This is a genomic window from Candidatus Eremiobacteraceae bacterium (assembly GCA_035710745.1).
Taxonomy (GTDB): domain Bacteria; phylum Vulcanimicrobiota; class Vulcanimicrobiia; order Eremiobacterales; family Eremiobacteraceae; genus JANWLL01.
In genome coordinates this window covers 94,243-118,906 of the sequence record DASTCX010000004.1, presented here as the reverse complement: position 1 = coordinate 118,906, position 24,664 = coordinate 94,243, and the positions used below count along the sequence as shown (strand labels likewise).

The following is a 24,664-nucleotide window of genomic DNA, read 5'->3' as shown; positions in this document are numbered from 1 at the left end:
CAATGGCAACCACAACCGAAAAACAAGTCGTCCCGTTCATCCCGTCGAGCGCGATGGGCCCGCTCGGCATCGCGCATCTCCCGCGACTGTGGACGAAGCTGTCGCTCGGCAACGCCGGGGTTCTCGCCGAAGGCTGGGACTATTGCGGCCAAGGCTTCGACGACATGACGATCGGCGATCTCGGACTCGATAAGCAGAAGCTGCTCGACTTCGTCAAGAACAGCAAGCCGACGTACGTGCAATTCGAAGAGTACGTCAAGACCAACGGCAACACCGACGCCGCTACCGTCAAGAAGCATAACGACGCGGTGTTCGGATACAACCACGGCGATGACACATGCAAAGGGATCCGCGGAGCGACCGGACTGAAGGGTGAGGGAGTCAAGGACGCCGTCACGCTCAACATGCTCGAAGATCTGCACGAGCTGCACACCCAGCTGAGCCGCTAGACGCTCACACTTCCAAGAAGGCCGCCACCTCCGTCGCGAACGCATCGAACGCGGTGCGATGGAGGTTGTGGCCCTCGTTCGGAAACTCCGCGACTCGCACGTTCGCGCCGCCGCGTGCCTTCAGGTGCGCGACGTCATTGCTCGACATGACCGAGTCATCGGGTCCGGCCGCGAAGACGAGCAGCGGCTTCGGATAATCGACGAGCGCATCGAGCAGGTTCCAACCGCCTTCGTCGACGCGGTTCTCCGACCCGAGGCGTGCGATCGGCTCGGCCGTCATGTGCTCGACGGCGTGGAGTTTGCCTTCGACGTCGGTCGGATGCCAGCCGGCGAGCGCCGAACGTATCGAGAGTTCACGCGCGGCTTTGGGAAGTGCGAAAAGCGCCTGCGCATCGTCGAGGTAGTCGGCGTTCCACGTTCCCGCGAGCACGCGCAACACCGGGTCGATGGCGACGACGCGCCGAGCTTCGTCGCGTTTGCCCGCGAGGATCACGACCGCTCCGCCCCACGAATGTCCGACGAGCGCGAACACATCCGGGCCGAGCGATCGCGCGACTGCGTCGAGATCCGCGACATGCGTGTCGAGCGTCATCGGGCCGCGCGTGCTCGCGGCGTCACCATGCCCGCGCTGATCGTACGCCGCTATCCGGCAACGTCCGTCGAGGCGCTCCGCTAACCTGACCCACGCTTTTCGCGAACTCGTCATGCCGTGGACGCAAAGCACTATGGGTCCGCGCTCGCCCCATACCTCGAGGATAGTGCGCGCGCCGTCGTCGAGATCGATTTCAGTCGTGGCCATAGCCGCGCCGATTCTCGCGGCGACCGTCGCTGTCCCGCGTCGCAGCGAAGGTTTGGCGGGTTGCGTCTTGGGGCAGTCCGAATGAGCCGCGATGGATTTTGCCGCCGACGTACGGTCGGGTTTGAGCGCGCCGCAAAAGCGCCTTTTGCCGAAGTACCTATACGACGACCTCGGGTCGGCGCTCTTCGACGCTATCACGGCGCTGCCGGAATACTATCTGACCAACGCCGAGGCGGAGATCCTCCGGAACCACGCCGGCGAGATCATCGACGCGGTCGGCTATCCCGTCGAACTCATCGAGCTCGGCAGCGGCAGCGCGGTGAAGACGCGTCTCCTCATCGACGCCGCGTTCGTGCGCCAGCCGACTTTGCGGTTTTGCCCCATCGACATATCGAGCGCCGCTCTCGATGCCAGCGCGAAGGCGCTGCGCCGGGAATATCCGCGCATCGTCGTCGACGGCATCAACGCCGAATATCTCAGCGGCATCGCACGCCTCTCGCGCAACGGGGCGCGTTGCCGGCTCGCGCTTTTCCTCGGGTCGAACATCGGCAATTTCGAGCCCGACGAGGCGCGCGCGACGCTCTCCGCACTGCGGTCGGTGCTCGATCCCGGCGACGGGTTTCTCCTCGGCGCCGACCTGAAAAAAGACGCCCGAACGCTCGAAGCCGCGTACGACGACCCGACCGGCGTCACCGCGGCGTTCAGCCGCAACCTGCTCGGCAGGATCAATCGCGAGCTCGGCGGCCACTTCGACCTATCGACGTTCCAGCACACCGCGCGCTACAACCCCGCGGCGTCGCGGATCGAGATCCGCTTGGTCAGCACGGTTGAACAGGATGTGGCCATCGACCGCATCGGCATGGTCGCGCACTTCGAAGCCGGCGAGCCGATCTACACCGAGTCGTCATATAAGTTCGACGACGCTTCGATCTCGTCGTTGGCAGTGGCTGCGGGTTTCGCGGTGACGGGCCGCTGGACCGACGCATCCGAACGCTTCGCGGACTATCTGCTGACGGCTCGTACCTGAAAAAGTCGAGGTGGCCTAGGGCGGCTTCGCGAAAACGTCCGGACTCTTGAGGGGGGACGTTTCATATGCGGAACCATGGCCTTCGACTTCTTGCGACCGCGGGTGCGTTGAGCATCGCGGCGCTTTCGCTTTTCTGCAGCGCATCCGCGTCGACGACGCAGGGCGTCGTGTACAATTTCAGCGGCGGCACCGACGGGGGCAACGCGGCGACGACGGTCGCGTTCGATCCGCAAGGGCGCGCGTACGTCACCACGGTTCAAGGCGGGTTCGACGGTTGCGGCACCATCGACCGCCTGATCCCGAAGCAGGGCTTGTGGACCGAGGAGCTCGTGTGGACGTTCACGTGCGGCGCCGACGGGAAGAATCCGCACGGCGGCGTGACGTTTGATTCCGCCGGAAACTTCTTCGGCACGACCGTCGCGGGTGGCGCGGGCGGCATATGCGTGGGCGACGGCTGCGGCGTCATCTTCAAGAAGGGCGCGCACAACGCGTTCAAGGTGATCTACAACTTCACCGGCAACAAGGACGGCTTCGGTCCGGGCAATCCCGTCGCCATTGATTCGCACGACAATCTCTACGGCGACGCCCCGGACGGCGGTGCGCACGGCATAGGGGTCGTCTACCAGCTGTCGTTCCACCGGACGCAGTGGCAGTTCAAGGTGCTGCACGCATTCACCGGCGGCAACGACGGCGGGATCGGATCGCTCGGCCCGCTGCTCATCGACTCCGCCGGCGACATCTTCGGCGTCGCCGAGATCGGCGGTATGCACCAAGCTGGCACCGCTTTCAAGCTCGTGCCGGGGCCGAACAATACGTTCAGCTTCAGCGTCATCTACCAGTTCAAAGGCACGCCCGATGCCGGATCTCCGTACGGCGGCCTCATCGCCGATGCGCAAGGCGATCTTTTCGGCACGACATACTTCGGCGGAACGTCGGGTAACGGCGCGGTCTACGAATTGATGCCGAGATCGACCGGGAGGTACGCGGAGCGCGTCCTCTACAGCTTCACCGGCGGCAGCGACGGCGGCAATCCGACGTCGACGCTGGTGTTCGACGCTGCCGGCGACCTCTTCGGCACGACCGACGCGGGCGGCGGCTCGTGCGGCTGCGGCGTCATCTTCAAGCTCGACCACATGACCGGCATGGAGAGTGTCGTCCACACGTTCGGCTCGACGCGCAACGACGGTCAATCGCCGCTGTACGGGCTGACGCCCGACGCGAACGGCAACCTCTTCACTTCGACGGTCGGCGGCGGCACGTTCGGACAAGGCGTCATCTTCGGTGTGACGCCCTCGGTGCGGACGATGAAGGACGTCATCCGGGCGCACTAGCGTGAAGGCGAACAATGCGCTCGTCCTTCTTCGCTTGTTCCTCGGGGTCACTTTCGCGATAGCGGTCTACCCCAAACTCGCGGCGGGCGCGCAGTATCCGGTGATGCTGCGCGCTTTCCTCGAACGCTTCGCACTCGCGAATGCGCATCCGTTCTACGCCGCGTTCCTCTCGGGGACGGTCCTGCCGCACATCGCCACGTTCGGCGTCCTCATCCAGATCGCCGAGACGTTCGTCGCGCTCGCGCTCATCAGCGGTACGGCGACGCGGCTCGCGGCCGTGGTGGCGATGTTCCTCGTGACGAACTACATGTTCGCCAAGGGTCTGTGGTGGTGGTACCCGTCGAGCAACGACGCCGCGGACTTTATGATCGCATTAGCGCTCATCATCGGCAGCGCCGGGCGGACGTTCGGCGTCGATGCCCTTCTCGCGGAGCGCTTCCCAAAGGTACCTTGGTAGAGTGGGTCGGCGATACGACGGAGGGCCTGGTGAACGCGCGGACGACGTTTCTCGGGAAGCTGCTCGGTATCTATCTCATCATCGTTGCGATCGCGATGGCTGCGAACAAGGTTGCGACGATACAGACGGTGGAGGCGCTCGTCCGCAACGAGCCGCTCGTCTTCGTCTTGGGCCTCATTCTCGTGGCGGCCGGGCTTGCGATGATCCTCAGCCTTGGCTGGTCTTCGGGAGGTGCGCTCCTGATCGTCCTCCGACTCATAAGCTGGCTGACGCTCGCAAAGGGTCTGGTTTTTTCTCGCCGCGCCGGGCTTCGTGCTCTGGGGTTCGCCGTACGAGCAGTATTTCTATGTGCATGGCGATCGCGTTCGCCCTCGGCGCTTACCTGACGTTCGCGAGCTTCAAGGCGCGTCCTTAACGCGGCACCACGTACCGGCGCTCGAGCGCGCGAAGCAAGCCGTCAGCCGCAAGCGCTAGGACCATCGCGGCGATCGCGCCGGTCACGGCTTTCGCGTCGTTGCCTTGATCGATGCCGGCGAAGATGAGCGTTCCGAGGCCGCCGGCGCCGACCCAAGCCGCGACGCTTGCGATGCCGACGATCGATACCGTCGCGACGCGCAGGCCCGCGATGAAGACGGGAGTCGCAAGCGGACGTTCGATCCGCCAGAACAGCTGCCACGCCCCCATGCCGAGACCACGCGCCGCCTCGACGACGCCGCGATCGACGCCCGCGATGCCGGCGGCGACGTTCCGGACGAGTATCATCTGCGCGTACGCCGCGAGCGCCGTGACGGCGGTCCAAAAACCGAGGCCCTCGACCAGGACGAGCACGCCGAGCAGCGCCATGCTCGGGATCGTGTAGATCGCTCCGAGGACGCCGAGGACGGGCGCGCCGACGGCGGGCGACCGCGCGGCGAGAACGCCGAGGGGGATCGCGATCGCAAGCGCGATGACCAGCGACACGAAGGATATGAGCGCGTGCTGGCCGATCGCGAGCCAGACGTCTGGTTGATGTCCGAGGAAATACGTCATCTGCCGCGACCTCCGGCGATGCGCCGCAGCGCCGCGAGCATGTCGTCGACGCCGATGACGCCGACTCGAGCGCCGTCGCGCTCGACGGCGACGTTCGCGTCGCCGCTCTGGGCCAACGCAGAAAGCGCGTCGCGAAGCGTCGCCTCGGATGCGACGGCGGCCTGAGGCTGCGCGCTCGTCGACCCGGACGAGGCGCCGTCGAGAGCGTCGGCCACCGTGACGACCGAGAGCAGCCGAAGCGCATCGTGCGAGCCGACGAGATCTGCGACGAACGGCGTCGCCGGCCGAGCGAGAATAGCGAGCGGCGACCCCGATTGTTCGACGCGGCCATCGCGCATGACGGCGATCGTATCGGCGAGACGCAGCGCCTCATCGACGTCGTGCGTCACGAACAGCACGGTTTTGCCCAAACGTCGATGCAGCGCCGCGAGTTCGTCCTGCAGATGCGTGCGCTCGATCGCGTCGACCGCGCCGAACGGTTCGTCCATCAGGAGGATTGCCGGGTCGCCGGCAAGCGCTCGCGCGAGCCCGACGCGTTGCTGCTGTCCGCCCGACAGCTCGCGGGGAAAGCGGTCCCGATATTCCGCCGGCGGCAGGTGGACGAGGTCGAGAAGTTCGTCGACGCGCGCGGCGATGCGCATGCGATCCCACCCGAGGAGCTCGGGGACGACCGCGATGTTCTCGCGCACACGCATATGCGGGAAGAGGCCGACCGCTTGGATCGCATAGCCGATGCGACGCCGCAGGAGCACCGGCGGCATAGACATGACGTCGACGCCCTCGACATACACATGACCGCTCGTCGGTTCGAGCAGCCGGTTAGCCGTCTTCAGCAGCGTCGTCTTGCCGCTCCCCGACTGACCGAGCAGCACGCAAAACGAGCCCGCGGCCACGTCGAGCGTGACGCCGTCGACGCCGCGCCGTCCGCCGTACGCGTGGACGACTGCGTCGAAGCGAAGCGCCGGCGACTTCGCGGGCTCGCCGGTCACGCGGTAAGTCCGGCCGAGCGGAGGAAGGCGCGCGCGACGTCGGCGGGTTCTTGGTGATCGCCGTCGACGCGCCAATTCAAGTCGCGCATCGCAGCGTCCGTGATGTGCGGCGCGAGCGCGTCGAGCGCCGGCTCGATCGAAGGGAAGCGCGAGAGCGCGTCGTCGCGCACGACCGGTGCGACCTGGTACGGAGGCCAGAAGCGCTTGTCGTCTTCGAGCACGACGAGATGATCGGCGCCGATCTGACCGTCGGTACCGAAGGCGACCGCCACATCGACGTCGCCGTCGAGCAGCGCCTTGTACTTGAGCCCGATCGCGATGTAGCGGATGCTGGCGAACGCAAAGCCGCCGTACGCTTTCTTGAGTCCGGCAAGCCCGTCCGGGCGATCCGTAAATTCCGGAACCGAGGCGAGCCTGAGCTTCGGCGCTTGACGCGATAAGTCTGAGAGGGTGCGCAATCCATACTTCGCCGCGACCGCAGGCGTCGTCGCGAGCGCCTGGCTGTCGTTCATCGGCGCCGGCTTCAACCACGACAGATGGAAGCGCCGCTCGTATTCGCGCTTCACGGTTTCGAAGGTGCGGTCGCGATCCGAAATCGGCGGCAGCTTCAAGACGACGAGCAATGCGGTGCCGGTGTACTCGGGATAGAGATCGATATCGCCTCGCTCGAGCGCAGCCATCGCGACCTCGACGCTGCCGAGATCCAAGCGGCGATCGACGCGCAGCCCGGCGTGCTCGAGCGACTGCGCGTACAGCTCGCCGAGGATGAGCTCTTCGGTGAAGTTCTTCGAGCCGATCTTGATCGCCGCGCCCGCCGGGCGTGCGCAGGCAGCCGGCGCGAGCGCCAAGCCGGCGATTGCGGTGAGCGCGCTTCGCCGGCCGATCCGAAGTGGCGTCATGTGATCACGAGTCCTTTCGATCGCCGGCTCATGCGGCACGCGCAAGGCGTGCGATGCCGCCGAGCACGATCTCTGCGACGAGCGCCATAAGTGCGACGAGGGCGGCGCCCGTCAATAACATCGTGCTGTCGTCGAGCTGCAAGCCGTTGTTTATGAGATCGCCGAGCCCCCCGCCGCCGATGAACGTTGCGAGCGTCGCCGACGCGATGACCTCGACGGCGGCGGTGCGGACGCCGGTCATCGCGACTGGAAAGGCGAGCGGCGACTCGACTCGGCGGACGATCGTCGCTGCGCTCATGCCCATCGCCTTCGCCGCTTCGGTGATGGACGGGTCGACGTCGCGGAATCCGACATATGTGTTGATGATGATCGGCGGCAGTGCGAGCAGCGTCAGCGCGACGAGCGCAGGACGAAAGCCGAGGCCGAGGATCGGAAGCATGAGCGTGAGGACGGCGAGGCTCGGCACGACTCGAGCCGCGCCGGCGAAGGTCACCACCGCCGACGCGGCGCGCCGGTCATGCGCGCACCACAGGCCGAGCGGCACGCCGGCGAGCACCGCGATCGCGAGCGCCGCGCCGCTCAGGCCCGCATGCGTTTGGATGGCCGCGATGATGTCCGCACGGTGGGCCGAGATGAACGTCGCGAACGAGACGGGCGGCATGAGGCGACCGCTTCATGGAGCGCCCGGACTCACCCTCGTCCGACCGAACTTCGCAGCGCCTCGATGACCTGCCGATCGTCGACCTCTCGGAAGTCGCGATAGTATCGCCCGACGGCGAAGTCGCGTTCGCGCGCGGTGACGACGACGGCGACGTCGTCGCACCGTCGACGGATGAACTCGATGGATTCCGCCGGCGCGACGGGTGCGGCACATACGACACGAGCGGCGAGCGAACGGCGGGCGTGGGCGACGGCGCACTTCATCGTCGCGGATGTCGCTATCCCGTCGTCGACGATCACGACGTTTCGCCCCTCGATCGGCACCGGAGATGCGTCGCCGCGCACGCGCAGTTCGAGATCGCGCGCCCGCTTCGTCTGCTCGTCGAAGAGCGGCGCGACCGGACCGCTATAATATTCTTCCGCGTACGGCGCGACGACCGACTCGCCGGACGCAGACACGGCGCCGAGCGCGAGCTCGGGCTGTCGCGGGTGACCGACTTTCCGGATGACGACGACGTCGAGATCGGCGTCGAGCGCGATCGCGACAGCGTGCGCGACGATGACGCCGCCGCGCGCGATGCCGAGGATGAGGGGATCGCGCTCGGACGTGAGCAGCACTGCAAGTGAACGGCCGGCTTCGCGGCGGTCAGCGAACAAGAGGCGGCCTGCCTCTCCAGGCGGAGACTTAGGCGGGTTCGGATTCCGACGAGAACGGCCGCACGCCGAACTGGCGCCCGTACTTCTGATCGTTGATGTACGTGGCGATGCGGTTCTGGTCGTCTTGCGACAACGCGATGAAGCGCAATCCGTAGCGGCACTGGAAGCCGTGCGCGTCGGGTCGGGCGTAGACGACCCGACCATGGACGTCGAATTTATAGCCGATGCCGAGGTTCATCGCCAGATCGATCTGGTCGCCGCCGCGCATGCGGGTGTGGCTGCGGATGCAAGCCCCGCCGGTCGACAGATCCTCGAGGATAGCGGGCTGATCGCCGTCGCCGAGGGCACGGAGCCGCGCGGGAACGCTCACCATGAGACGCGGAGACGAGCGCGGGCTGCGCACGGCACGTGCCGGTGCCCCGCGGAACACGTTCAAGATCGAATCGAAGATCGACATGCGCGGCTCGGGTCTTCCCTCTCTGTCGGTCAGGGGTCGGTCGGTTTTCGCTGTCCGAGGTCGACCGGGTGCGGGCGAACGGCTGATTGTTGATGGGACCTTATGCCCATCGTGATTTCCATCATACTTTGCGGTGGTCGCAGTGTCAAGCAAAGCCGGGAGCGCTGTCCCCGTCCACAGTCTTTGCTGCCGATATATCTATGGATGAAGCACCGCACATCATGCAGCGCGCGCGATCCGCGTTGAGCGCGTCCGCGAGCCGCCAACGGCAAAGCCAACGCCACGGAATAACGATCTCGGCGGTCGCACGCGCCGCGAGCGCTGCTTCATCCGCCGGAGCACCCATCGCGCGCTTGCAGTCGCTGCTCGAAGAAGCGCTATCCGCCACAGGTGCGCGCCGCGGTTGCATCTTCGTCCACGACCGCGTCACGGGCAGCTACGGCATCGTCGCGCACTGCGGCCTACGCGAGGACACGGCATCCGGGTGGAAGCTCTCGCCGCCGACGATAAGCGATGCGTCCTTCTTCGCGCCCGAGCGCTTGCTCGCGGATCAATTCGCGCAGTCCGAGCGTATCGCCAGCGCCGTCGCATCACCCATCACGGCCCGCGGCACGATCGCGGGCGCGCTATGTTTGTTCGACCGCCCGCTCAACGGTTTTGACGTCGACGACGAAGACTTCGTCGTGGCGCTTGCCGCGGTAGCTGCCGGCGTGGTCGCCGAGCTGTCGGAGCGCCGGGAGATCGAGTCGGTCGCGGCCCGCTACGACGAGCAACTGACGGCGGTCAACGAACTTAGCGCCGCACTCGTCGGCGGCACCGATCTTGCGACCGTGCTGCCGGCTGCGGTCCAGACGCTGCTTGAAACGCTCGGCGCTGACGGTGGGCTCGTTTTCGAGCGCTCGACTACGGGCGGCGAGGCGGCCCTCGTCTGTTCGGTCGGCATGACGTCGACCGACGCCGCATCGCTCGCGCAGCGAGCGAACGATCCTCGCGCCGACAGCATCCTGCGGCGCACGATATCGTCCGGCGGCGCCATTTTCGCCGATGACCTGACGACGGACGGGCTGCCCGAATCATCGCGCCGGATCGCGCAGCGTCTTGGCATCAGACAGATCGCGTCGCTGCCGTTGCGCGACGGCGGAAGCGTCATCGGCGTCCTTCAGATATTCAACCGCTTCTCGCGACCGTTCTCGCCGACCGAACGCGAGACGCTTCGCCTGGCCCAAGGCCAATTCGCGATCGCGCTCGGTCGAGCGCGGCTCGTCGATGAGATCTGCGATCAGAAGAACACGCTCGAGCGGGTGCTCGCCGGGACCGCCGACGGCGTCTACGTCATCGATGCGAAAGGCAGGTTCTTGCTTTGGAATGCCGCGGCCGCGCGGATGACGGGCGTCGGACCCGAGGAAGCGCTTGCGATCGGCTACGAGGCGATCGGCGGCGCCGACCGTCAGGGCCGTTCGCTCGCCGACCTCGACCGGCGTGCTTTCGAGTCCGCAGTCGCCGATCCGACGAAGCGCCATAACTCGTTCTCGTATGAGGTCTACTTCGACGCGACGTCGCGCTGGGTCGGCGTTTCGGCATCGCCCTTGCGCGACCACGCGGGTTCGATCGGCGCGATGGTCCACGCGTTCCGCGACGTGACTGCCGCGCGCGAAGTCGAGCAGATGAAGTCCGAGTTCATCAGCACGGTGAGCCACGAACTGCGGACGCCGCTGACGTCGATCAAGGGTGCGACGGCTTTGCTCTTTGATCAGATCGGCAACGATGCCGGCACGACCGGCGAGCTGCTCGAGATGGTGCGCAACAACTCGGAGCGCCTGCTGCGTCTCATCAACGACCTGCTCGACTCGACGAAACTCGAAGCCGGCAAGCTCGCGATCCGGCGCCGCGCCATCGAGGCCAAGCCGCTCCTCGAACGGGCGGTCGCGAGCATGGCAGGATATGCGGAGGAATACGGCGTGATCGTGCGCGCGGACGTCGCGCCCGGTCTCGCTCCGATCGTCGCCGACCCCGATCGCGTCGAACAGATCGTGACGAATCTCGTCTCGAACGCCGTGAAGTTCTCTCATCGCGGCGACGAGGTCGTCGTGCGCGCGTGCGCCGACGGCGATTTCTTGAAAGTCGATGTCGCCGACAGCGGCGTGGGCATCGCTGAAGATGACCTGCCGCGGCTGTTCGAACGCTTCACCCAGCTCGAGCATGGACGACGCACCGGTCCGGGAACCGGTCTCGGCCTTGCGATCTCGAAGGGTCTTGTCGAGGCGCACGGCGGATCGATATCCGTGTCGAGCAGGCTCGGCGAAGGCTCGACGTTCACGTTCGCGCTGCCGTTCGCCAAACGCGCCGAAGACAAATGAGAAGCGGTCGAGACTCGTCTCGACCGCGCATTCATCTTAGGGAGCGGTCGAGATTTATCTCGACCGGCGCGACCTACGCGCGTCTGAAAGCGCCGCCTTCTCTGCTGCCGACGACGACGCGGCCGTCTAATACGAACGCGCTGCCGCGCATCGTGCGCGCCATCCGTTTGTATTGCGCGGCTCGTGCCGCTAGCCCGCCCCCGCCGCTGCCCTGAGCAGCGGTCGCGGTGACGCCCGCGGCGGCGAGCTCGATCTCCGGCGGCGCCGAGCGGACGTCGGCCCCGAGCAGCGACACTTCGCGCTGGATGTAGAGGGCGGCGGCGCGCCGCTCGAATCGCTCGATGATCGCGATGCCCATCGCCTCGACCGTTCGCTCGCTCCCGACGACGACGAAATTGACGCCTCCGAGGTGGCCGACGAGGCCTTGCGGACCTTCGATCTCTTTCGTCACGGTGACGAGGCATTCGGCGAGCGCCTTGATGACCTCGTCGCCGCGCCCGTAGCCGTGGCGCTCGTTGTACGCCCGGAAATGGTTGATGTCGACGTGGAGCAGCGCGTACGGCGCCCCGGAGTTCGCGCGGCGCTCGATCTCTTGCTGGACGAGGGTTCTGCCCGGCAGGCCCGTCAGCGGGTTCGAGTAGCGGTTGACCGATGCTTGGAACTCGGTCATCGTGTGGAGCAGATCGCGTACGGAGACGACGCCCGAATAGACGCCGTTCTCCAAGACGATGACTTCGTCGTAGATCTCCGTCCGGCGGCGATGGACGACCTTGCGGGCGACCTCGTCGATCGAATCCTTCGAGTCGACCGAGAGATACGCGTCGTCCATGACGAGCCGCACCGGCCGCTTCGCGTATATCGAGTAGCCGAATTGCCGCGACAGCCGTTCGTACAGTTTCGTACGGCTGACGAGTCCGACGGGCGCGCCGTACTCGGTGAGCACGACGCTGTCGAGGTCGGGGTTGCGCTCGAATATCTCGAGCACCTCACCGGTGTACGCCGTCGGCATGAGCGCGGGCGCGCGACGCGTGATCGTGTTGACCGCCATGCGCGTCGGCGCGGCGACGACGCGGCTCGCCGACGCTCTCTCGCGGATGAACGCCGCGACTTCCGCCTTCGGCTCGACGAAAGCGGGCGCCGGCCTCGCGAGCACGTGGCCTTGACCGTAGTCGACGCCGATCTCGATGAGCGTCGCGAGCTCTTCGACCGTCTCGACTCCTTCCGCGAGGACGCGCGCATCGATCCGCCGGGCGAACATGATGATCGCGGCGACGAGCGCGTTCTTCGCGCGGTCGCGGTCGATGTCGCGGACGAGCGCCATATCGAGCTTGATGTAGTGCGGCCGGATCTCGGTGACCGCGTGCAAGCTGTTGTGTCCGGCGCCGGCGTCGTCGATCGCGATCTTGAAGCCTTGCCGGCTATAGTGGAGCAGCGTCCGCTTGAAGAAATCGAAGTCCGCGATCGCTTCCTTTTCGGTGATCTCGAGGACGATGCGCTCGCTCGGGAGGTGATGCTGCTCGAGGACGTCATGCGTGAGACCGCCGTGGCGCTCTTCGAGGACGTTCGGACTGATGTTCAAGAACAGCGAGCAGCCCGGCGGCAAACTCGAGGCGCCGCTCAGCGCGCGGAACCGGCAGAGTCGCTCGAGCACCGGGCCGACGCCGCGACGACGCGCGGCTTCGAAGAGCGCGTTCGCGGTCTCGAGGCGCGTACCGATCGGGCCGCGCGACAGTGCTTCGTATCCGATGACGCTCCCGTCACCGAGCGAGACGATCGGTTGATACTCGGTGCGGATGCGGCCTTCGCGCAGGAGCGAATCGAAATCGTCGTCGGAGAGCTCGCCATCGGCAGCGGCATCGGCTCCTGGGAACCGCGGCGGCCGCAAGACATGCGGCAGCACGTCCTCCGGACGCTGCGTAAGACCGCTGCTTTCACCGGTGACGTAGCCGAGCAGACGGCGCAGCCGCGCGCGCACCCGATCTGCTAGCGATTCTTTCACTCGGTCGTTCACCCGTCGATGAAAAAGCCGCACCGTCTAGCGGGCGGCGGGGCATCGTACGCGCGGCCAAAGCGCGCGGATAAGATGGCCCTTATTCGTGGTGCTTCTATGGAAGACATCGGCAAACGGGAGACCTCGCATGAGGCGGACATGGCCGCCGCATCGCGGAACAGGTCGGCGATTTCGGGCGCATATGAGGCGATTCCTGACGTCCGAAACGGCCATCTGAGGTTCGTATCCATGAGGGAAACGTTCGAAAGGCTGCTCGAGCCGCTCGTCCGTGAGGACGGCAGGCTGCGACCCGCGAGCTGGGACGAGGCGCTCGATCGCGCCGCTCGAGGCTTCCGCGAGGTCGTGGCGGCGCACGGACCGGATTCGTTCGGTCTATTCAGCTGCTCGAAGGCGACGAACGAGCTCAACTTCCTCACCGAGAAATTCGCCCGCGCTGTCGTCGGCTGCAATAACGTCGACAGCTGCAACCGGACGTGACACGCTCCTAGCGTCGTCGGTCTGGCGGCGGTGTTCGGTGCCGGCGGCGGCACCAGCTCGTACGAGGAAGTCGAGGAAGCCGACTTCATCTTCTTGTGGGGCAGCAACGCGCGCGAGACGCACCCCATCTTCTTCCATCACGTCCTGAAGGCGGTGCGGCGCGGTGCGAAGCTCGTCGTCGTCGATCCTCGCCGGACGTTCAGCGCGCAGTGGGCAGACACGTGGCTCGGCCTCAACGTCGGCACGGACATCGCGCTCTCCAACGCGATGGCGAACGAGATCCTCGCTCGCGGTCTCGAGCATCGCGAGTTCATCGCCAATGCGACCTCGGGCTTCGACGCATACCGTGGGAGCGTCGCCGCCACGACGCCCGATGAGGCGGAAAAGATCACCGGTGTTCCGGCCGATGCTATCCGACGAGTCGCCGTCGAGTACGCGACCGCGAAGCGGGCGATGATCTGCTGGACGCTTGGCATCACCGAACATCACAACGCGGTCGACAACGTCTTCGCGCTCATCAATCTCGGCTTGCTCACCGGTCACGTCGGCCGTTACGGTTCCGGCTTGAATCCCTTGCGCGGTCAGAACAACGTGCAGGGCGGCGGCGACATGGGCGCGATCCCGGATCGACTGCCGGGTTTTCAAGCCGTCGGCGACGATGCGGCGCGCGGCAAGTTCGAAGCGGCGTGGGGCGTCAAGATCCCGCCGACACGAGGCAAGCGGCTCAACGAGATGTTCGATGCCGTCGAGCACGGCGAGATGCACGCGCTCTACATCGTCGGCGAGAACCCGCTCGTGTCGGAGGCGGATCGACACCGAACCGAAGACTTGCTGAAGCGGCTCGACTGCCTCGTCGTCCAAGACGTCACGCTGACGCATACGGCCAAGCTCGCGCACGTCGTGCTGCCGGCCGCCGCGGGATGGTGTGAGAGCGAAGGCACGGTGACGAACAGCGAGCGCCGAGTGCAGCGCGTGCGCAAGATCGTCGATCCACCGGGTCAGGCGCGTGACGATATCGACATCGTGTGGTCGATAGCTACGCGGATGGGAGCGAAGTGGCCGAAACCGAGCGCGCAATCGCTCTGGGATGAGCTGCGTTCGCTGAGCTCGATGCACGCGGGCATGTCGTATCCGCGGCTCGAGGCGCTCAAGGGCATCCGTTGGCCGTGCTACGACGACCAGCACCCCGGCGAACAATTCCTCCACGCGCGTTTGTGGGAGAAGCCCGCTCGCGGCACGCTTGCTCCGTTCAACGTCGTCATCCAAGACCCGCCGGTCGATGCCATCACAGCGGAGTTCCCGATCATGCTGACGACCGGACGGCGCCTCGACTCGTTCAACTCGGGCGTGCAGAGCGGCGAGTTCGAATCGCCGCTGCGGACGCGCGGCGACTGGATCGACGTCTCGCCGGAGGACGCTGCAATGCTCGGCGTCGCGGAAGGCGAAGAGGTGACGGTGACGTCACGCCGCGGCTCGGTCCGTGCGAATTTGCATATCGACCCGTCACTGCGGTTTGGGCTTGCGTTCTTCGCGTTCCACTACGATTTGCCGGTCAATTTCTTGACCATCGATGCGACCGATCCGAAATCCGGCACGGCGGAGTTCAAGGCGTCTGCGGTCCGTATAGAAAAAGTCGGCGCCGCAGTGCACGCCGGAGACTGAAGTTTGGACATCCATCTCACTGAGGCACGGGCGAGTGCGGAAGAGAAGGCGGCGATCGACGCCGTCTTGGGCGCGCCCACCGGCAGATGGGATGGCGGCGATCGATCGCGTGCAAGCGACGATCACCTCGCTGAGGGCGCCGGCCACGTGGCGCGCGAGCGCAGGCATCTGCTCTTGCCGGCGCTGCACGCGGCCAACGACCGCATCGGCTGGATCAGCGAAGGTGCGCTGAACTACATCTGCGAGCGGTTGACGATTCCGCCGGCGGAAGCGTACGGCGTCGCGAGTTTCTACCACATGTTCTCGCTCAAGCCGCGCCCGAAGAACGTCGTGTTCGTGTGCGATGACATCGCCTGCATGTGCGCGTACGCGGACCAGTTGTGCGACGAACTTACGCAGCAGGTAGGGCCCGAAGGCGAACCAGCCCGAGCGGGTACGCAAGTCTGGCTACGCAGCCCATGCCTCGGATTGTGCGATAGCGCGCCGGCAGCGCTCTATAAGCATAGCGGTGAACGACAGATCGAAGAGCCCCTTCCATTCGCCGCCCCCTCGCTTGTGCGGCGGGCGCTGGATGAGGCGTCGCTGGGGGGACATGGAAGTATTTACCTGACGGACGACGACGCCCGGCTACTTACCCACGACGGGCACTCGGTAAGACCAGAAATGATCGAGCAAGTGCGCGAACGTCTTGGTAAAGTTCCGGCGCACATGTTGCGGCACATGAGGCGTCAGGATCACGCTGCTCTTCGTCGGGCTCTAGCGCTCCCGCCGAGCAATATCATCGAGGAAGTCAAGAAGTCCAAGCTCATGGGGCGCGGCGGTGCGGCCTTCCCGACCGGACGAAAGTGGGAAGCAGTCGCAAATGAGCCAGAACGGCCCCATTACTTGGTCTGCAATGCCGACGAGTCGGAGCCAGGTACCTTCAAAGACCTGCGACTCATGGAGTGGCGCCACGAGAGCCTCATCGAGGCCATGACGATCGCTGGTTACGCTGGAGGCTGCACCAAGGGGTACATCTACGTGCGTTGGGAGTACCCGAACGCAAAGCGGCAGCTTTGGTTTGCGATCCACCGAGCGCGTCAAGCAGGCGCGCTCGGTGAAAACATCTTTGGAAGCGGATTTAACTTCGACATCGAGATAAGGCGCGGTGCCGGCGCGTACATATGCGGCGAGGAAACGGCGCTCTTCAATTCTATCGAAGGCTATCGTGGTGAGCCGCGCAACAAGCCGCCGTTTCCCGTCCAGCAAGGTTTATTCGGAAAACCGACGATAGTCAACAACGTCGAGACGCTGATTAACATACCGGATATCATCCTAGAGGGCGGCGAAGCGTACGCGAAGATCGGTACCAACGAATCGACTGGCACGAAGTTGTTCTGCCTTTCAGGGTGCGTTGCGAAACCCGATGTCTACGAGGTTCCGTTCGGCACGACGTTGCGTGCGCTTATCGATAAGGCTGGTGGCGTGCGCGGCGGACGCACGCTGCAGGCGGTCCTTCTCGGCGGCGCAGCCGGCACATTCTTGACGCCCGATGAGATCGATGTGCCGCTTTCGTTCGAAGGCGTGCGTGCGATCAAGGCGACACTCGGCTCTGGGGTCGTCATGCTTTTCGACGACCGCATCGATCTCCGCAAGATCGTCGCGCGCATCGCGCGCTTCTTCCGCGAGGAATCGTGCGGGCAGTGCGTGCCGTGCCGCGTCGGAACGGTGCGGCAAGAGGAACTGCTCGAACGCCTCGCAAGCGGTGCATCGAACGGCAAGACGCACGCCGAGCGTGCGCTGCTCGGCGAAATCGGGCAAGCTATGCGCGACGCTTCGATCTGCGGACTCGGCCAAACGGCCTCGAGCGCCGTCGAGTCGGCGATCGTGAAGTTCGATCTCTTCGGGACCAAAGCCGGATGAGCGTTCAAGTCGAGATCGATGGTAAGCCGGTCACCGTCGCAGACGGCGCGACGCTGCTCGACGCGTGCAGGCAGGCATCGATCGACACGCCGACGCTCTGCTATCTGGAAAACCTGACGCCTGTCAACGCCTGCCGGGTATGCGTCGTCGAACTCGAAGGCGCGCGCACCCTTGTGCCTGCGTGTTCGCGCAAATGCGAGAACGGGATGAAGGTGAAGACGGACAGCGACCGCGTCCGCTTGAGCCGCAAGATGGTGCTCGAGTTCCTAGCGTCGTCCGTCGACGTTTCGCTCGCGACCGACTTGCAGACGCGGATGAAGCGCTACGACGCCGATCCTTCGCGCTACGGCGAGCGGGCGCAGACGACGCATCAACCGGTGAAGATCGACAACGATCTCTACGTCCGCGACTACTCGAAGTGCGTGCTCTGCTACAAGTGCGTCGAAGCGTGCGGCACAGACGCGCAGAACACGTTTGCGATCGCGGTCGCAGGCCGTGGCTTCGAAGCACACATCTCGACGGAGTCCGACGTGCCGCTCCCCGACTCCGCGTGCGTCTACTGCGGCAACTGCATCGGCGTCTGCCCGACCGGCGCGCTCATGTTCAAGACCGAGTACGACATGCGCGAAGCGGGCACGTGGGACGAATCGAAGCAGACGCAAGGCGATACGATTTGCGCGTACTGCGGCGTCGGTTGCACGCTTACCGTCCACGCACAAGACAATCAAATCGTCAAGGTGTCGTCGCCGCTCGATCACGATGTGACGCGCGGTCACCTTTGCATCAAGGGCCGCTTCGGTTGGCAGTTCGTGGGCAAGAAGGGAAGACCGAAAGACGAACGGTCGAGCTAAAGCTCGACCGCTACATCTTACGATGGTCGAGCAAACGCTCGACCCACCTTATTTGTTGAAATAGTCAGCGTTGATCTTCGTGTATTCCGTCCACTGCTCGGGCACTTCGGTCTCGTTGTAGATCGCGTTTACCGGGCAGGCGGCGACGCAGGCGCCGCAGTCGATGCACGTCGCCGGGTCGATGTACAGCATCTTATCTTCGTCCGTGCCCTTGATGCAGTCGACCGGGCACACGTCGACGCACGACTTGTCCTTGACGGTGATGCACGGCTCGCAGATGACGTAGGTCAAGGTCGCATTCTCCCGGGTTCGTTGTCGCTGATCTCTTGATAAGCCCGCCCTTCTTCTCCCGGCGCACCTTTTGGCCCTACCGCGGACGCGGTCAAGCGAAGACGGCGAGAGAGTAAAGCCGCACCGAAAATATCCTGCATGAAATGCGCGAGCATGCACGGCACGAGCGACCCGCTTGCCAAATAAAGCATGGAATAGAGCAGCCCGGTGATCGCCGTTCCTACCATGCCGATCCGTCCCTGGTACGCGTGCCCGAGCCCGAAAGCGAGCGACGACAAGACGACACCGGCGACGACGCTGTGCGTCAACGCGGCGATCTGCGTCAGCGCATAGCCGCGATAGAGGAACTCCTCGCAGATCGCGGCGGTCGCGGCGACCCCGACGAACCAGCACCAGTCGACTGCGTCATTCGGGATGACGGGGCGGATGGCGCGTGCGTACGAGTCCGATATGTCGCCGCGTCCGGCGCCGCTCGTCGATAGCAGCACCGCGACGATGAGCGGCCCGACAGCATACCAGATGAAGTTCACCGGCGGACGCGCGCCGATATCTGCCGGCGATAGGCCATGGAGCTGAAGCGCGTAGTAAGCGAGCCCGGTCATCGTCCAAAGGACGAGCATCGTTCGCGCGTACCGCGCGCGTTTGCGCGCCGGCGTGTCCTCGACCGATCGTAGACGGGCAGCGACGAGCGCGCCCATCGCTGGAACGGCGATGACGAGCAGCACGAGCACCGCGAACAGCGCGACGCTTTCAGACGGCAGCCAACGAGGGAACCACGAAGCGGCGTTCACTCTGCCTCATTCCAGCGCAGGTTCGCCGCTCCATGCCGAGCTTCGCTCGGCCTACTACATCGGTGAACCGCGAGGCCGCGGCGGTCGAGCTAAAGCTCGACCGCTACAACATTTTCGCGCGGCGTGCGACATCGGGCCAACGACGTGGCGCGCATCTACTACATCTGTCGCGCCGATGTGATGGAGCCAATAGTGACGGTCGAAGGTCGGCACGTCTTTGTCGGCGGAGCATAGATATCATGAAGCGCCGGCCTCTTTCGTTGCTCTCGATAGGGCACCTCGTCGTCGATGTGACGGCCGGCGCCGTCCCTGCCGCGCTGCCGTTCTTGCAGCACGAGTTCGGGCTGTCGTATCTCATGGTCGCGTTCGTCGCGACGACGTACCAGGTGACGTCGTCGATCGCGCAGCCGATTTTCGGCACGTACTCCGACGCCGGCGCGCGGCGCTATCTCATCCCGCTCGGCGTTCTCCTTTCCGCTTGCGGTTTTGCCGCGCTCGGCAACGCGCCGTCGTACGCGCTCATGCTCGTCGCGATCGCGGTGACGGGCATCGGATCCGCCATCTTCCATCCTGAGGCGACCAAGTCGGCGCGCTTCGTCTCCGGTCCGATGCGCGCGACCGGCATGTCGTTCTTCACGATCGGCGGCAACATCGGCGTCGCGCTCGGTCCGCTCGTTTTCACACTGCTCGTCGATTGGGGCGGCTTGCACGCGACCGCGGCCTACGCGATCGCGGGGATCATCGCAGCGCTTGGTGTGGCCATCATCGGGCCATCGATCTCGCGCGCGGAAACGGCCCAAGCGGCCGGCCCGCGGCCGACGTCGGCGGATTCCGACAAACGCGCGATGGCGATGCTCGTCGTCGTGGTCGCGACGCGCTCGATCATCTACAGCGGCATCCTCGTCTTCGTTCCTCTCTACGCTGTGAACGTGCTTCATCACGCGCCGTCACAGAACGGACCGCTGCTCTTCGCGATCCTCGCCGCAGGCGCCATCGCGACAATCGCTGGCGCTGCGATCGGCGATCGCGTCGGCAACAAGCAGACGATGACGATCTCCTTCGCGTTCGTGCCGCCGCTGCTCGCGCTATACCTCGTTTCGCCCGGCCCGATCGGCATCGTCGCGCTCGTCCTCGTCGGTGCGTTCCTCATCGGTACGACGACGATCACCGTCGTCATGGCGCACGAGTTCATGCCGCACCGGATCGCGCTCGCGTCGGCGCTCGTCATCGGCTTCACGTCGGGGATCGGCGGCGTCGCGATCGCCGGTCTCGGACACGTCGCCGATGTCGCGGGGCTCCCAGTCGTTCTTTGGTCGCTCGTCGGCGTCTCGGTCGTCGGCACCGCGTTGACCATGCTCATGCCCGCGAGCTCGCGCCATCGTGCGCCGGAGGACGCCGTCGTGGGCGCACGGAACCTCGCCGCTTCCGTAGTCGAGCACCGTTAGATCAGGAGCAGTCTCCCGCATGTCGGTATCCCGCATCGCCCTCTGGGCGGCGCTTTGCGTCGCGCTCTTACCTGGGTGTCAACTGAAGTCGGCGGCTTCGCCTCCGAACGACTACATCACCGCAGACCCGACGACGTTCGTCATCAAAAACGTGCAGCGTTACAATGATCCGAACGGCAACACGACTGACTCGCTCATCGTCGTCATCCAAGCGACGTACACGAATCCGGAAACGCAGCCCGAGACGATATCACCTGACAAGTTCGCGCTGCTCGACCCGAACCTGATGGCGACGTATCAAGGCTTGTCGGGCGGCGGCATCTCGATCCCGACCATGGCGACCGTCCAACTCGCCGGGGGCAAACCGATGGATATCACGATCGGGTTCCGCGTGCCGGCGGCGATGAGCGCGGCGCGCCTCGTCTACAAGCCCTGAGCGGCAGCTCGCTCATGCCCGAACGACAGCGCGAACCCGAACTTCTGCTCCTCGACGTCTACGCGCTCGTCTACCGCGCGTATTTCGCGTTGCCGCCGCTGACGACATCGGCGGGCGTGCCGGTCAACGCGGTCTATGGTTTCGATCGCATGCTCAACCGCGTCCTCGGCATGGAGCGGCCGACGCACATCGCCGCGTGCTTCGATGCGGGCATACCGCAAGAGCGCTTCGACGCGATGCCGTCGTACAAGGCGCAGCGGCCGGACATGCCCGACGACTTGCGGCCGCAATTCGAGAGCGTGCGAGCGGCGCTCGACGCGTACGGCATCCGCGCGCTCCAGGTCGACGGCGAAGAAGCCGACGATTGCATCGCGACGCTCGCGACACGCGCATCGCGCGACGGCATCTTCACCTCGATCATCACGGGCGACCTCGATCTGCTCCAACTCGTCGACGACTGGGTCACGGTCGTCGTCACCCGGCGCGGCATGACCGACATGACGCGCTACGATACCCAAGCGGTGCGCGAGCGTTTTGGGCTCGATCCTAGCCAGCTTCCAGACTATCGCGGGCTCAAGGGCGATCCATCTGACAATCTTCCCGGCGTACCCGGCATCGGCGAGAAGACGGCGGCCAAGCTCATCGCTCAGTTCGGCACGCTCGACGCGTTGCTCGAACATACCGCCGAAGTGACCCCGAAGCGCATCGCCGGATTGCTCGACCAATACGCCGACCAAGCTCGTCGCTGTCGCGCCGTGTCGACGGCAAAACGCGACCTGCCGATCGACGTCGGTTGGGACGAACTCAAGTACGAGCCGCCGCCGCGCGAACGGCTCGCGAAGTTCTACGAGGCCTTCGAGTTCCGGACGCTCGCCTCTCGTACGCCGAACGGCGAGGCGAGAGGCGCCGATATTGCGGCAGGCACCTCGCCGGCGGTCGCGCCGCTCGGCGTCGAGATCCCGACGCGCTATCGAACGCTTGAAGACGCGCGCGCCGCGGAGGCAATCGACGAACTGCGCAAACAGGCGGCCGTTGGGATCGCGCTCGTCGCCGGTAACGATGGCGCCGCCGCCGGACTAGCGTTTTGCGCATCGCCCGGCGACGCGTTCGTCGTGCCGGAGAGTTCCGCGCTGCGACATGCGGCGACCGTTTCCGCGATGAAGTCGCTGCTCGACGCGAAGGCGCCGCGAAAAAGCGTTCACGATTCGAAGAGTTTTTACGCATGGGCGGACGCCAATGATCACCGCCTCTCCGACATCGGTTTCGACACGATGCTCGGAGCTGGTCTCGTCAACCCGACGCTCGGGGAACCCTCGCTAGCGGAAGCGGCGACGATGAGCGGCGCTGTCGTGGCGCTCGTCGACAAACCGAAGGCGCCCGCGGCTATGGATCTGTTCGCAGCGCCCGCGTCGCTGGACCCGGCGTTCGCGTCGGCCGCCGACGCCGTGTTCCGCGCGGCGCCCGTCCTCGAGCGCATGATCGAAGACGCCGGTGAGAGCTCGCTGCTGCGCGACGTCGAACTGCCGCTCGCTCGCATCCTAGCGCGGATGGAGTCACGCGGCTTCGCGCTCGACCTCAAAGAGCTCGACCGTATCCGCGCCGAGCTCGACGGCATGATCGCTAAAGCGAGCGTTGAGATCTTCGAGATGGCCGGCGAAGAGTTCAACCTCAATTCTCCCAAGGCCGTCGGCGCGATATTGTTCGAGAAGATGTCGCTGCCTGGCGGCATCAAGAAGAAGACCGGCTACGCGACCGGCATCGAGGTCCTAGGACCGCTCGCGGCTGAACACACCATCGCGGCGAAGATCCTCGAGTATCGCGAAGTCGCCAAGCTCAAGTCGACGTACGTCGACGCGCTGCCCGCCCTCGTGAACCCCAAGACGGGCTGCCTCCACACGACGTTCCATCAGCTCGGCGCTGCGACCGGGCGGCTATCGTCGACGAACCCGAACCTGCAGAACATCCCGGTGCGCACGGCGGCGGGCAAAGCGATCAGGCGCGCGTTCGTTCCGAGACGAACCGACATGGCGCTCGTCGCCGCCGACTACTCGCAGATCGAGCTGCGCTTGTTCGCGCACTTGTCGCAAGACGAGAATCTGCTCGCGGCGTTCGCCGAGGGCCACGACGCGCACGCGTATACGGCGCGTCGCATCTTCGGCATTCCCGACGACGCGCCGCTCGATCCCGAGTTGCGCCGCCGCGCAAAGGCGATTAATTTTGGCGTCCTGTACGGGATGGGCAGCTTCGGACTCGCGCAGAGCGCCGGCATCACGCGTGCCGAAGCGCGCGAGTTCATCGCGCAATACTTCGCGCGTTTCCCGCGCATCAAGGGGTACATCGACGCGGGCCTCGCGCAAGCGCGGACCGACGGTTTCGTCACGACGATCCTCGGACGGCGCCGTTATCTCCCCGACCTGCGATCGAGCAATCACGCCGTCCGCGCCGCTGCGGAACGGATGGCGATCAATGCACCGCTGCAAGGGAGCGCGGCCGACCTCGTCAAGCTCGCGATGGTCCGCGTCGCGCACGGCATCGAAGAAGCGAAGGTCGAAGCGAACATGCTCGTCCAGGTCCACGACGAGCTGATCTTCGAGACGCCGACGAAAGAGATCTCGCGGCTGCGTGCCGTCGTCGAGGACGCGATGGAGAACGCCATGTCGCTGCGAGTGCCGCTCGCCGTCCATTTCTCGAGCGGTCCGACCTGGGCGGATCTCGAGTGACTCGCCGAGCTTCGCTCGGCATACCACAAAACGCCGAGCTTCGCTCGGCCTACTACATTCGGATCAAAGTCAGGATGCCGAGTGAATGCCTGAGCTGCCCGAAGTAGAGACGATCGCGCGCGGCCTGGACCCGCTCGTCCGCCGGCGCGCCATCGCGAAAGCCGAGATCCTATGGGATCGGACGGTCGACACGCGAAGCATTCCGCTCGAATCGCTGCGCGGGGATTCGATCGAATCGGTCGGGCGCATCGGCAAGTTCGTGGCGATCCGCTTGCGCAGCGGACGCACGCTCACGGTCCACTTGCGGATGACCGGACGCCTCACCGTCGCCAAGGCGGACGCGCACGTCCCGTACGAACGCCTCGCGCTCGTTTTCGAAGATGGCGACAAGCTCTCGTTCGCGGATGCGCGAAAGTTCGGACGCATCCGTCTGCTCGACGACGTGAGCAGCGACGTCCTCGGCGTCGGCATCGACGCGCTCTCGGAGTCGCTCGATGTCGCGGCGTTCGCGAGCATCGTCCGAAAGCGCAAGACGCCCGTCAAGACGCTGCTCCTCGATCAGCAGCGGATCGCCGGCGTCGGCAACATCTACGCGAACGAAGCGCTCTTCAAGGCGCGCATCCGACCGAGACGACCCGCCGGGCGGCTCACCGAGCGCGAGCGGAAAGCGCTGCTCGCGGCACTGCGCCGCGTGTTGCTCCGCGCGATCGAGTCGCGCGGCTCGAGCGTCGACGACTACGTCGATGCGGAGGGTTTACCGGGCGATTTTCAGAAAAAGCTCAACGTCTACGGGCGTGCCGGCCTACCGTGCCGGCGTTGTCGGACGCCGATCAAGCGCATCGTGCTCGGCCAGCGTGGGACGTTCTACTGTCCCGCTTGCCAGCGATAATCGACGACTCGCACCACATCTCGCCTCGGTGACGACGGACCTCTGAGGGCGGAGCCTTTCGGGTTTCCGCGAATCTAG

General features: G+C 65.4%; 23 protein-coding genes. 13 read left to right on the top strand and 10 right to left on the bottom strand.

Going from position 1 to position 24,664, the window contains the following annotated elements:
* Positions 1-2 precede the first annotated feature (2 nt).
* Positions 3-449: a hypothetical protein gene (locus VFO25_01610; GenBank protein HET9341597.1), complete on the top strand. Its 447-nt coding sequence runs from the start codon at positions 3-5 to the stop codon at positions 447-449.
* A gap of 4 nt (positions 450-453) precedes the next feature.
* Here VFO25_01610 and VFO25_01605 read toward each other — a convergent pair whose 3' ends face one another.
* Complete coding sequence (locus VFO25_01605; GenBank protein HET9341596.1) at positions 454-1,248, bottom strand: alpha/beta hydrolase; 795 nt, start codon at positions 1,246-1,248, stop codon at positions 454-456.
* Between the two features lie 91 nt (positions 1,249-1,339).
* Here VFO25_01605 and egtD point away from each other — a divergent pair, with 91 nt between their 5' ends.
* From egtD to VFO25_01585, 4 genes are all read left to right on the top strand, one after another.
* Complete coding sequence (gene egtD / locus VFO25_01600; GenBank protein HET9341595.1) at positions 1,340-2,275, top strand: L-histidine N(alpha)-methyltransferase; 936 nt, start codon at positions 1,340-1,342, stop codon at positions 2,273-2,275.
* 65 nt (positions 2,276-2,340) lie between these two features.
* Entirely contained in the window at positions 2,341-3,606 is a 1,266-nt protein-coding gene (locus tag VFO25_01595; GenBank protein HET9341594.1) for a choice-of-anchor tandem repeat GloVer-containing protein, read from the top strand.
* 1 nt (position 3,607) lies between these two features.
* On the top strand, positions 3,608-4,063 hold the full coding sequence (locus VFO25_01590) for a DoxX family membrane protein (GenBank protein HET9341593.1): 456 nt from the start codon (positions 3,608-3,610) through the stop codon (positions 4,061-4,063).
* 29 nt (positions 4,064-4,092) lie between these two features.
* On the top strand, positions 4,093-4,449 hold the full coding sequence (locus VFO25_01585) for a hypothetical protein (protein ID HET9341592.1): 357 nt from the start codon (positions 4,093-4,095) through the stop codon (positions 4,447-4,449).
* 25 nt (positions 4,450-4,474) lie between these two features.
* On the opposite strand, the gene VFO25_01580 is transcribed toward VFO25_01585, so the two are convergent.
* From VFO25_01580 to VFO25_01555, 6 genes are read right to left on the bottom strand one after another with little or no spacing between them, the layout of a single operon-like run.
* Positions 4,475-5,092: an ABC transporter permease gene (locus VFO25_01580; protein ID HET9341591.1), complete on the bottom strand. Its 618-nt coding sequence runs from the start codon at positions 5,090-5,092 to the stop codon at positions 4,475-4,477.
* Entirely contained in the window at positions 5,089-6,081 is a 993-nt protein-coding gene (locus tag VFO25_01575; GenBank protein ID HET9341590.1) for an ABC transporter ATP-binding protein, read from the bottom strand. Before VFO25_01575 ends, VFO25_01580 begins: the two co-directional genes overlap by 4 nt.
* The gene (locus VFO25_01570) at positions 6,078-6,980 is read right to left on the bottom strand and encodes a glycine betaine ABC transporter substrate-binding protein (protein ID HET9341589.1); all 903 of its coding nucleotides are present in this window, start codon (positions 6,978-6,980) and stop codon (positions 6,078-6,080) included. Before VFO25_01570 ends, VFO25_01575 begins: the two co-directional genes overlap by 4 nt.
* A 28-nt stretch (positions 6,981-7,008) precedes the next feature.
* Positions 7,009-7,641: an ABC transporter permease gene (locus VFO25_01565; GenBank protein ID HET9341588.1), complete on the bottom strand. Its 633-nt coding sequence runs from the start codon at positions 7,639-7,641 to the stop codon at positions 7,009-7,011.
* A gap of 29 nt (positions 7,642-7,670) precedes the next feature.
* Complete coding sequence (locus VFO25_01560) at positions 7,671-8,297, bottom strand: phosphoribosyltransferase family protein (protein ID HET9341587.1); 627 nt, start codon at positions 8,295-8,297, stop codon at positions 7,671-7,673.
* 28 nt (positions 8,298-8,325) lie between these two features.
* On the bottom strand, positions 8,326-8,754 hold the full coding sequence (locus tag VFO25_01555; protein HET9341586.1) for a PilZ domain-containing protein: 429 nt from the start codon (positions 8,752-8,754) through the stop codon (positions 8,326-8,328).
* A gap of 200 nt (positions 8,755-8,954) precedes the next feature.
* Between VFO25_01555 and VFO25_01550 the strand changes: the two genes are divergently transcribed.
* Positions 8,955-11,111, top strand: coding sequence for an ATP-binding protein (locus VFO25_01550; GenBank protein HET9341585.1), 2,157 nt, complete (start codon positions 8,955-8,957; stop codon positions 11,109-11,111).
* A gap of 73 nt (positions 11,112-11,184) precedes the next feature.
* On the opposite strand, the gene VFO25_01545 is transcribed toward VFO25_01550, so the two are convergent.
* Positions 11,185-13,110 (bottom strand): bifunctional diguanylate cyclase/phosphodiesterase, encoded by a 1,926-nt coding sequence (locus VFO25_01545; GenBank protein HET9341584.1) that lies wholly within the window; start codon positions 13,108-13,110, stop codon positions 11,185-11,187.
* Positions 13,111-13,350: 240 nt separating this feature from the next.
* Between VFO25_01545 and VFO25_01540 the strand changes: the two genes are divergently transcribed.
* The 3 genes from VFO25_01540 to VFO25_01530 are packed head-to-tail and all read left to right on the top strand — an operon-like array spanning position 13,351 to position 18,014.
* On the top strand, positions 13,351-15,261 hold the full coding sequence (locus VFO25_01540) for a molybdopterin-dependent oxidoreductase (GenBank protein HET9341583.1): 1,911 nt from the start codon (positions 13,351-13,353) through the stop codon (positions 15,259-15,261).
* Positions 15,262-15,264: 3 nt separating this feature from the next.
* Complete coding sequence (locus VFO25_01535) at positions 15,265-17,163, top strand: NAD(P)H-dependent oxidoreductase subunit E (protein HET9341582.1); 1,899 nt, start codon at positions 15,265-15,267, stop codon at positions 17,161-17,163.
* Positions 17,160-18,014 carry a 2Fe-2S iron-sulfur cluster-binding protein gene (locus VFO25_01530; protein ID HET9341581.1) on the top strand — a complete coding sequence of 285 codons (855 nt, stop codon included), beginning with the start codon at positions 17,160-17,162 and terminating at the stop codon, positions 18,012-18,014. The genes VFO25_01535 and VFO25_01530 overlap by 4 nt, the downstream gene beginning before the upstream one ends.
* A gap of 48 nt (positions 18,015-18,062) precedes the next feature.
* Here the strand turns inward: VFO25_01530 and VFO25_01525 are convergent, their stop codons facing one another.
* Positions 18,063-18,305 carry a ferredoxin family protein gene (locus VFO25_01525; GenBank protein HET9341580.1) on the bottom strand — a complete coding sequence of 81 codons (243 nt, stop codon included), beginning with the start codon at positions 18,303-18,305 and terminating at the stop codon, positions 18,063-18,065.
* Positions 18,302-19,096 (bottom strand): type II CAAX endopeptidase family protein, encoded by a 795-nt coding sequence (locus tag VFO25_01520; protein HET9341579.1) that lies wholly within the window; start codon positions 19,094-19,096, stop codon positions 18,302-18,304. The genes VFO25_01525 and VFO25_01520 overlap by 4 nt, the downstream gene beginning before the upstream one ends.
* Before the next feature lie 239 nt (positions 19,097-19,335).
* Between VFO25_01520 and VFO25_01515 the strand changes: the two genes are divergently transcribed.
* From VFO25_01515 to mutM, 4 genes are all read left to right on the top strand, one after another.
* The gene (locus tag VFO25_01515; protein HET9341578.1) at positions 19,336-20,541 is read left to right on the top strand and encodes an MFS transporter; all 1,206 of its coding nucleotides are present in this window, start codon (positions 19,336-19,338) and stop codon (positions 20,539-20,541) included.
* A 19-nt stretch (positions 20,542-20,560) separates the two neighbouring features.
* A complete protein-coding gene (locus VFO25_01510) occupies positions 20,561-20,977 on the top strand; it encodes a hypothetical protein (protein ID HET9341577.1) in 417 nt (138 codons plus the stop codon).
* A 14-nt stretch (positions 20,978-20,991) separates the two neighbouring features.
* Positions 20,992-23,697, top strand: a complete 2,706-nt coding sequence (gene polA, locus VFO25_01505; protein HET9341576.1) for a DNA polymerase I — start codon at positions 20,992-20,994, stop codon at positions 23,695-23,697.
* Between the two features lie 85 nt (positions 23,698-23,782).
* Positions 23,783-24,586, top strand: a complete 804-nt coding sequence (gene mutM, locus VFO25_01500; GenBank protein HET9341575.1) for a bifunctional DNA-formamidopyrimidine glycosylase/DNA-(apurinic or apyrimidinic site) lyase — start codon at positions 23,783-23,785, stop codon at positions 24,584-24,586.
* The last annotated feature ends 78 nt before the right edge of the window (positions 24,587-24,664 follow it).

Coding starts and splice junctions, on each gene's coding strand:
- VFO25_01610 (HET9341597.1), top strand. CDS start 3: ATGGCAACCACAACCGAAAAACAAGTCGTCCCGTTCATCCCGTCGAGC.
- VFO25_01605 (HET9341596.1), bottom strand. CDS start 1,248: ATGGCCACGACTGAAATCGATCTCGACGACGGCGCGCGCACTATCCTC.
- egtD (HET9341595.1), top strand. CDS start 1,340: ATGGATTTTGCCGCCGACGTACGGTCGGGTTTGAGCGCGCCGCAAAAG.
- VFO25_01595 (HET9341594.1), top strand. CDS start 2,341: ATGCGGAACCATGGCCTTCGACTTCTTGCGACCGCGGGTGCGTTGAGC.
- VFO25_01580 (HET9341591.1), bottom strand. CDS start 5,092: ATGACGTATTTCCTCGGACATCAACCAGACGTCTGGCTCGCGATCGGC.
- VFO25_01570 (HET9341589.1), bottom strand. CDS start 6,980: ATGACGCCACTTCGGATCGGCCGGCGAAGCGCGCTCACCGCAATCGCC.
- VFO25_01565 (HET9341588.1), bottom strand. CDS start 7,641: ATGCCGCCCGTCTCGTTCGCGACGTTCATCTCGGCCCACCGTGCGGAC.
- VFO25_01555 (HET9341586.1), bottom strand. CDS start 8,754: ATGTCGATCTTCGATTCGATCTTGAACGTGTTCCGCGGGGCACCGGCA.
- VFO25_01550 (HET9341585.1), top strand. CDS start 8,955: ATGGATGAAGCACCGCACATCATGCAGCGCGCGCGATCCGCGTTGAGC.
- VFO25_01530 (HET9341581.1), top strand. CDS start 17,160: ATGAGCGTTCAAGTCGAGATCGATGGTAAGCCGGTCACCGTCGCAGAC.
- VFO25_01515 (HET9341578.1), top strand. CDS start 19,336: ATGAAGCGCCGGCCTCTTTCGTTGCTCTCGATAGGGCACCTCGTCGTC.
- VFO25_01510 (HET9341577.1), top strand. CDS start 20,561: ATGTCGGTATCCCGCATCGCCCTCTGGGCGGCGCTTTGCGTCGCGCTC.
- polA (HET9341576.1), top strand. CDS start 20,992: ATGCCCGAACGACAGCGCGAACCCGAACTTCTGCTCCTCGACGTCTAC.
- mutM (HET9341575.1), top strand. CDS start 23,783: ATGCCTGAGCTGCCCGAAGTAGAGACGATCGCGCGCGGCCTGGACCCG.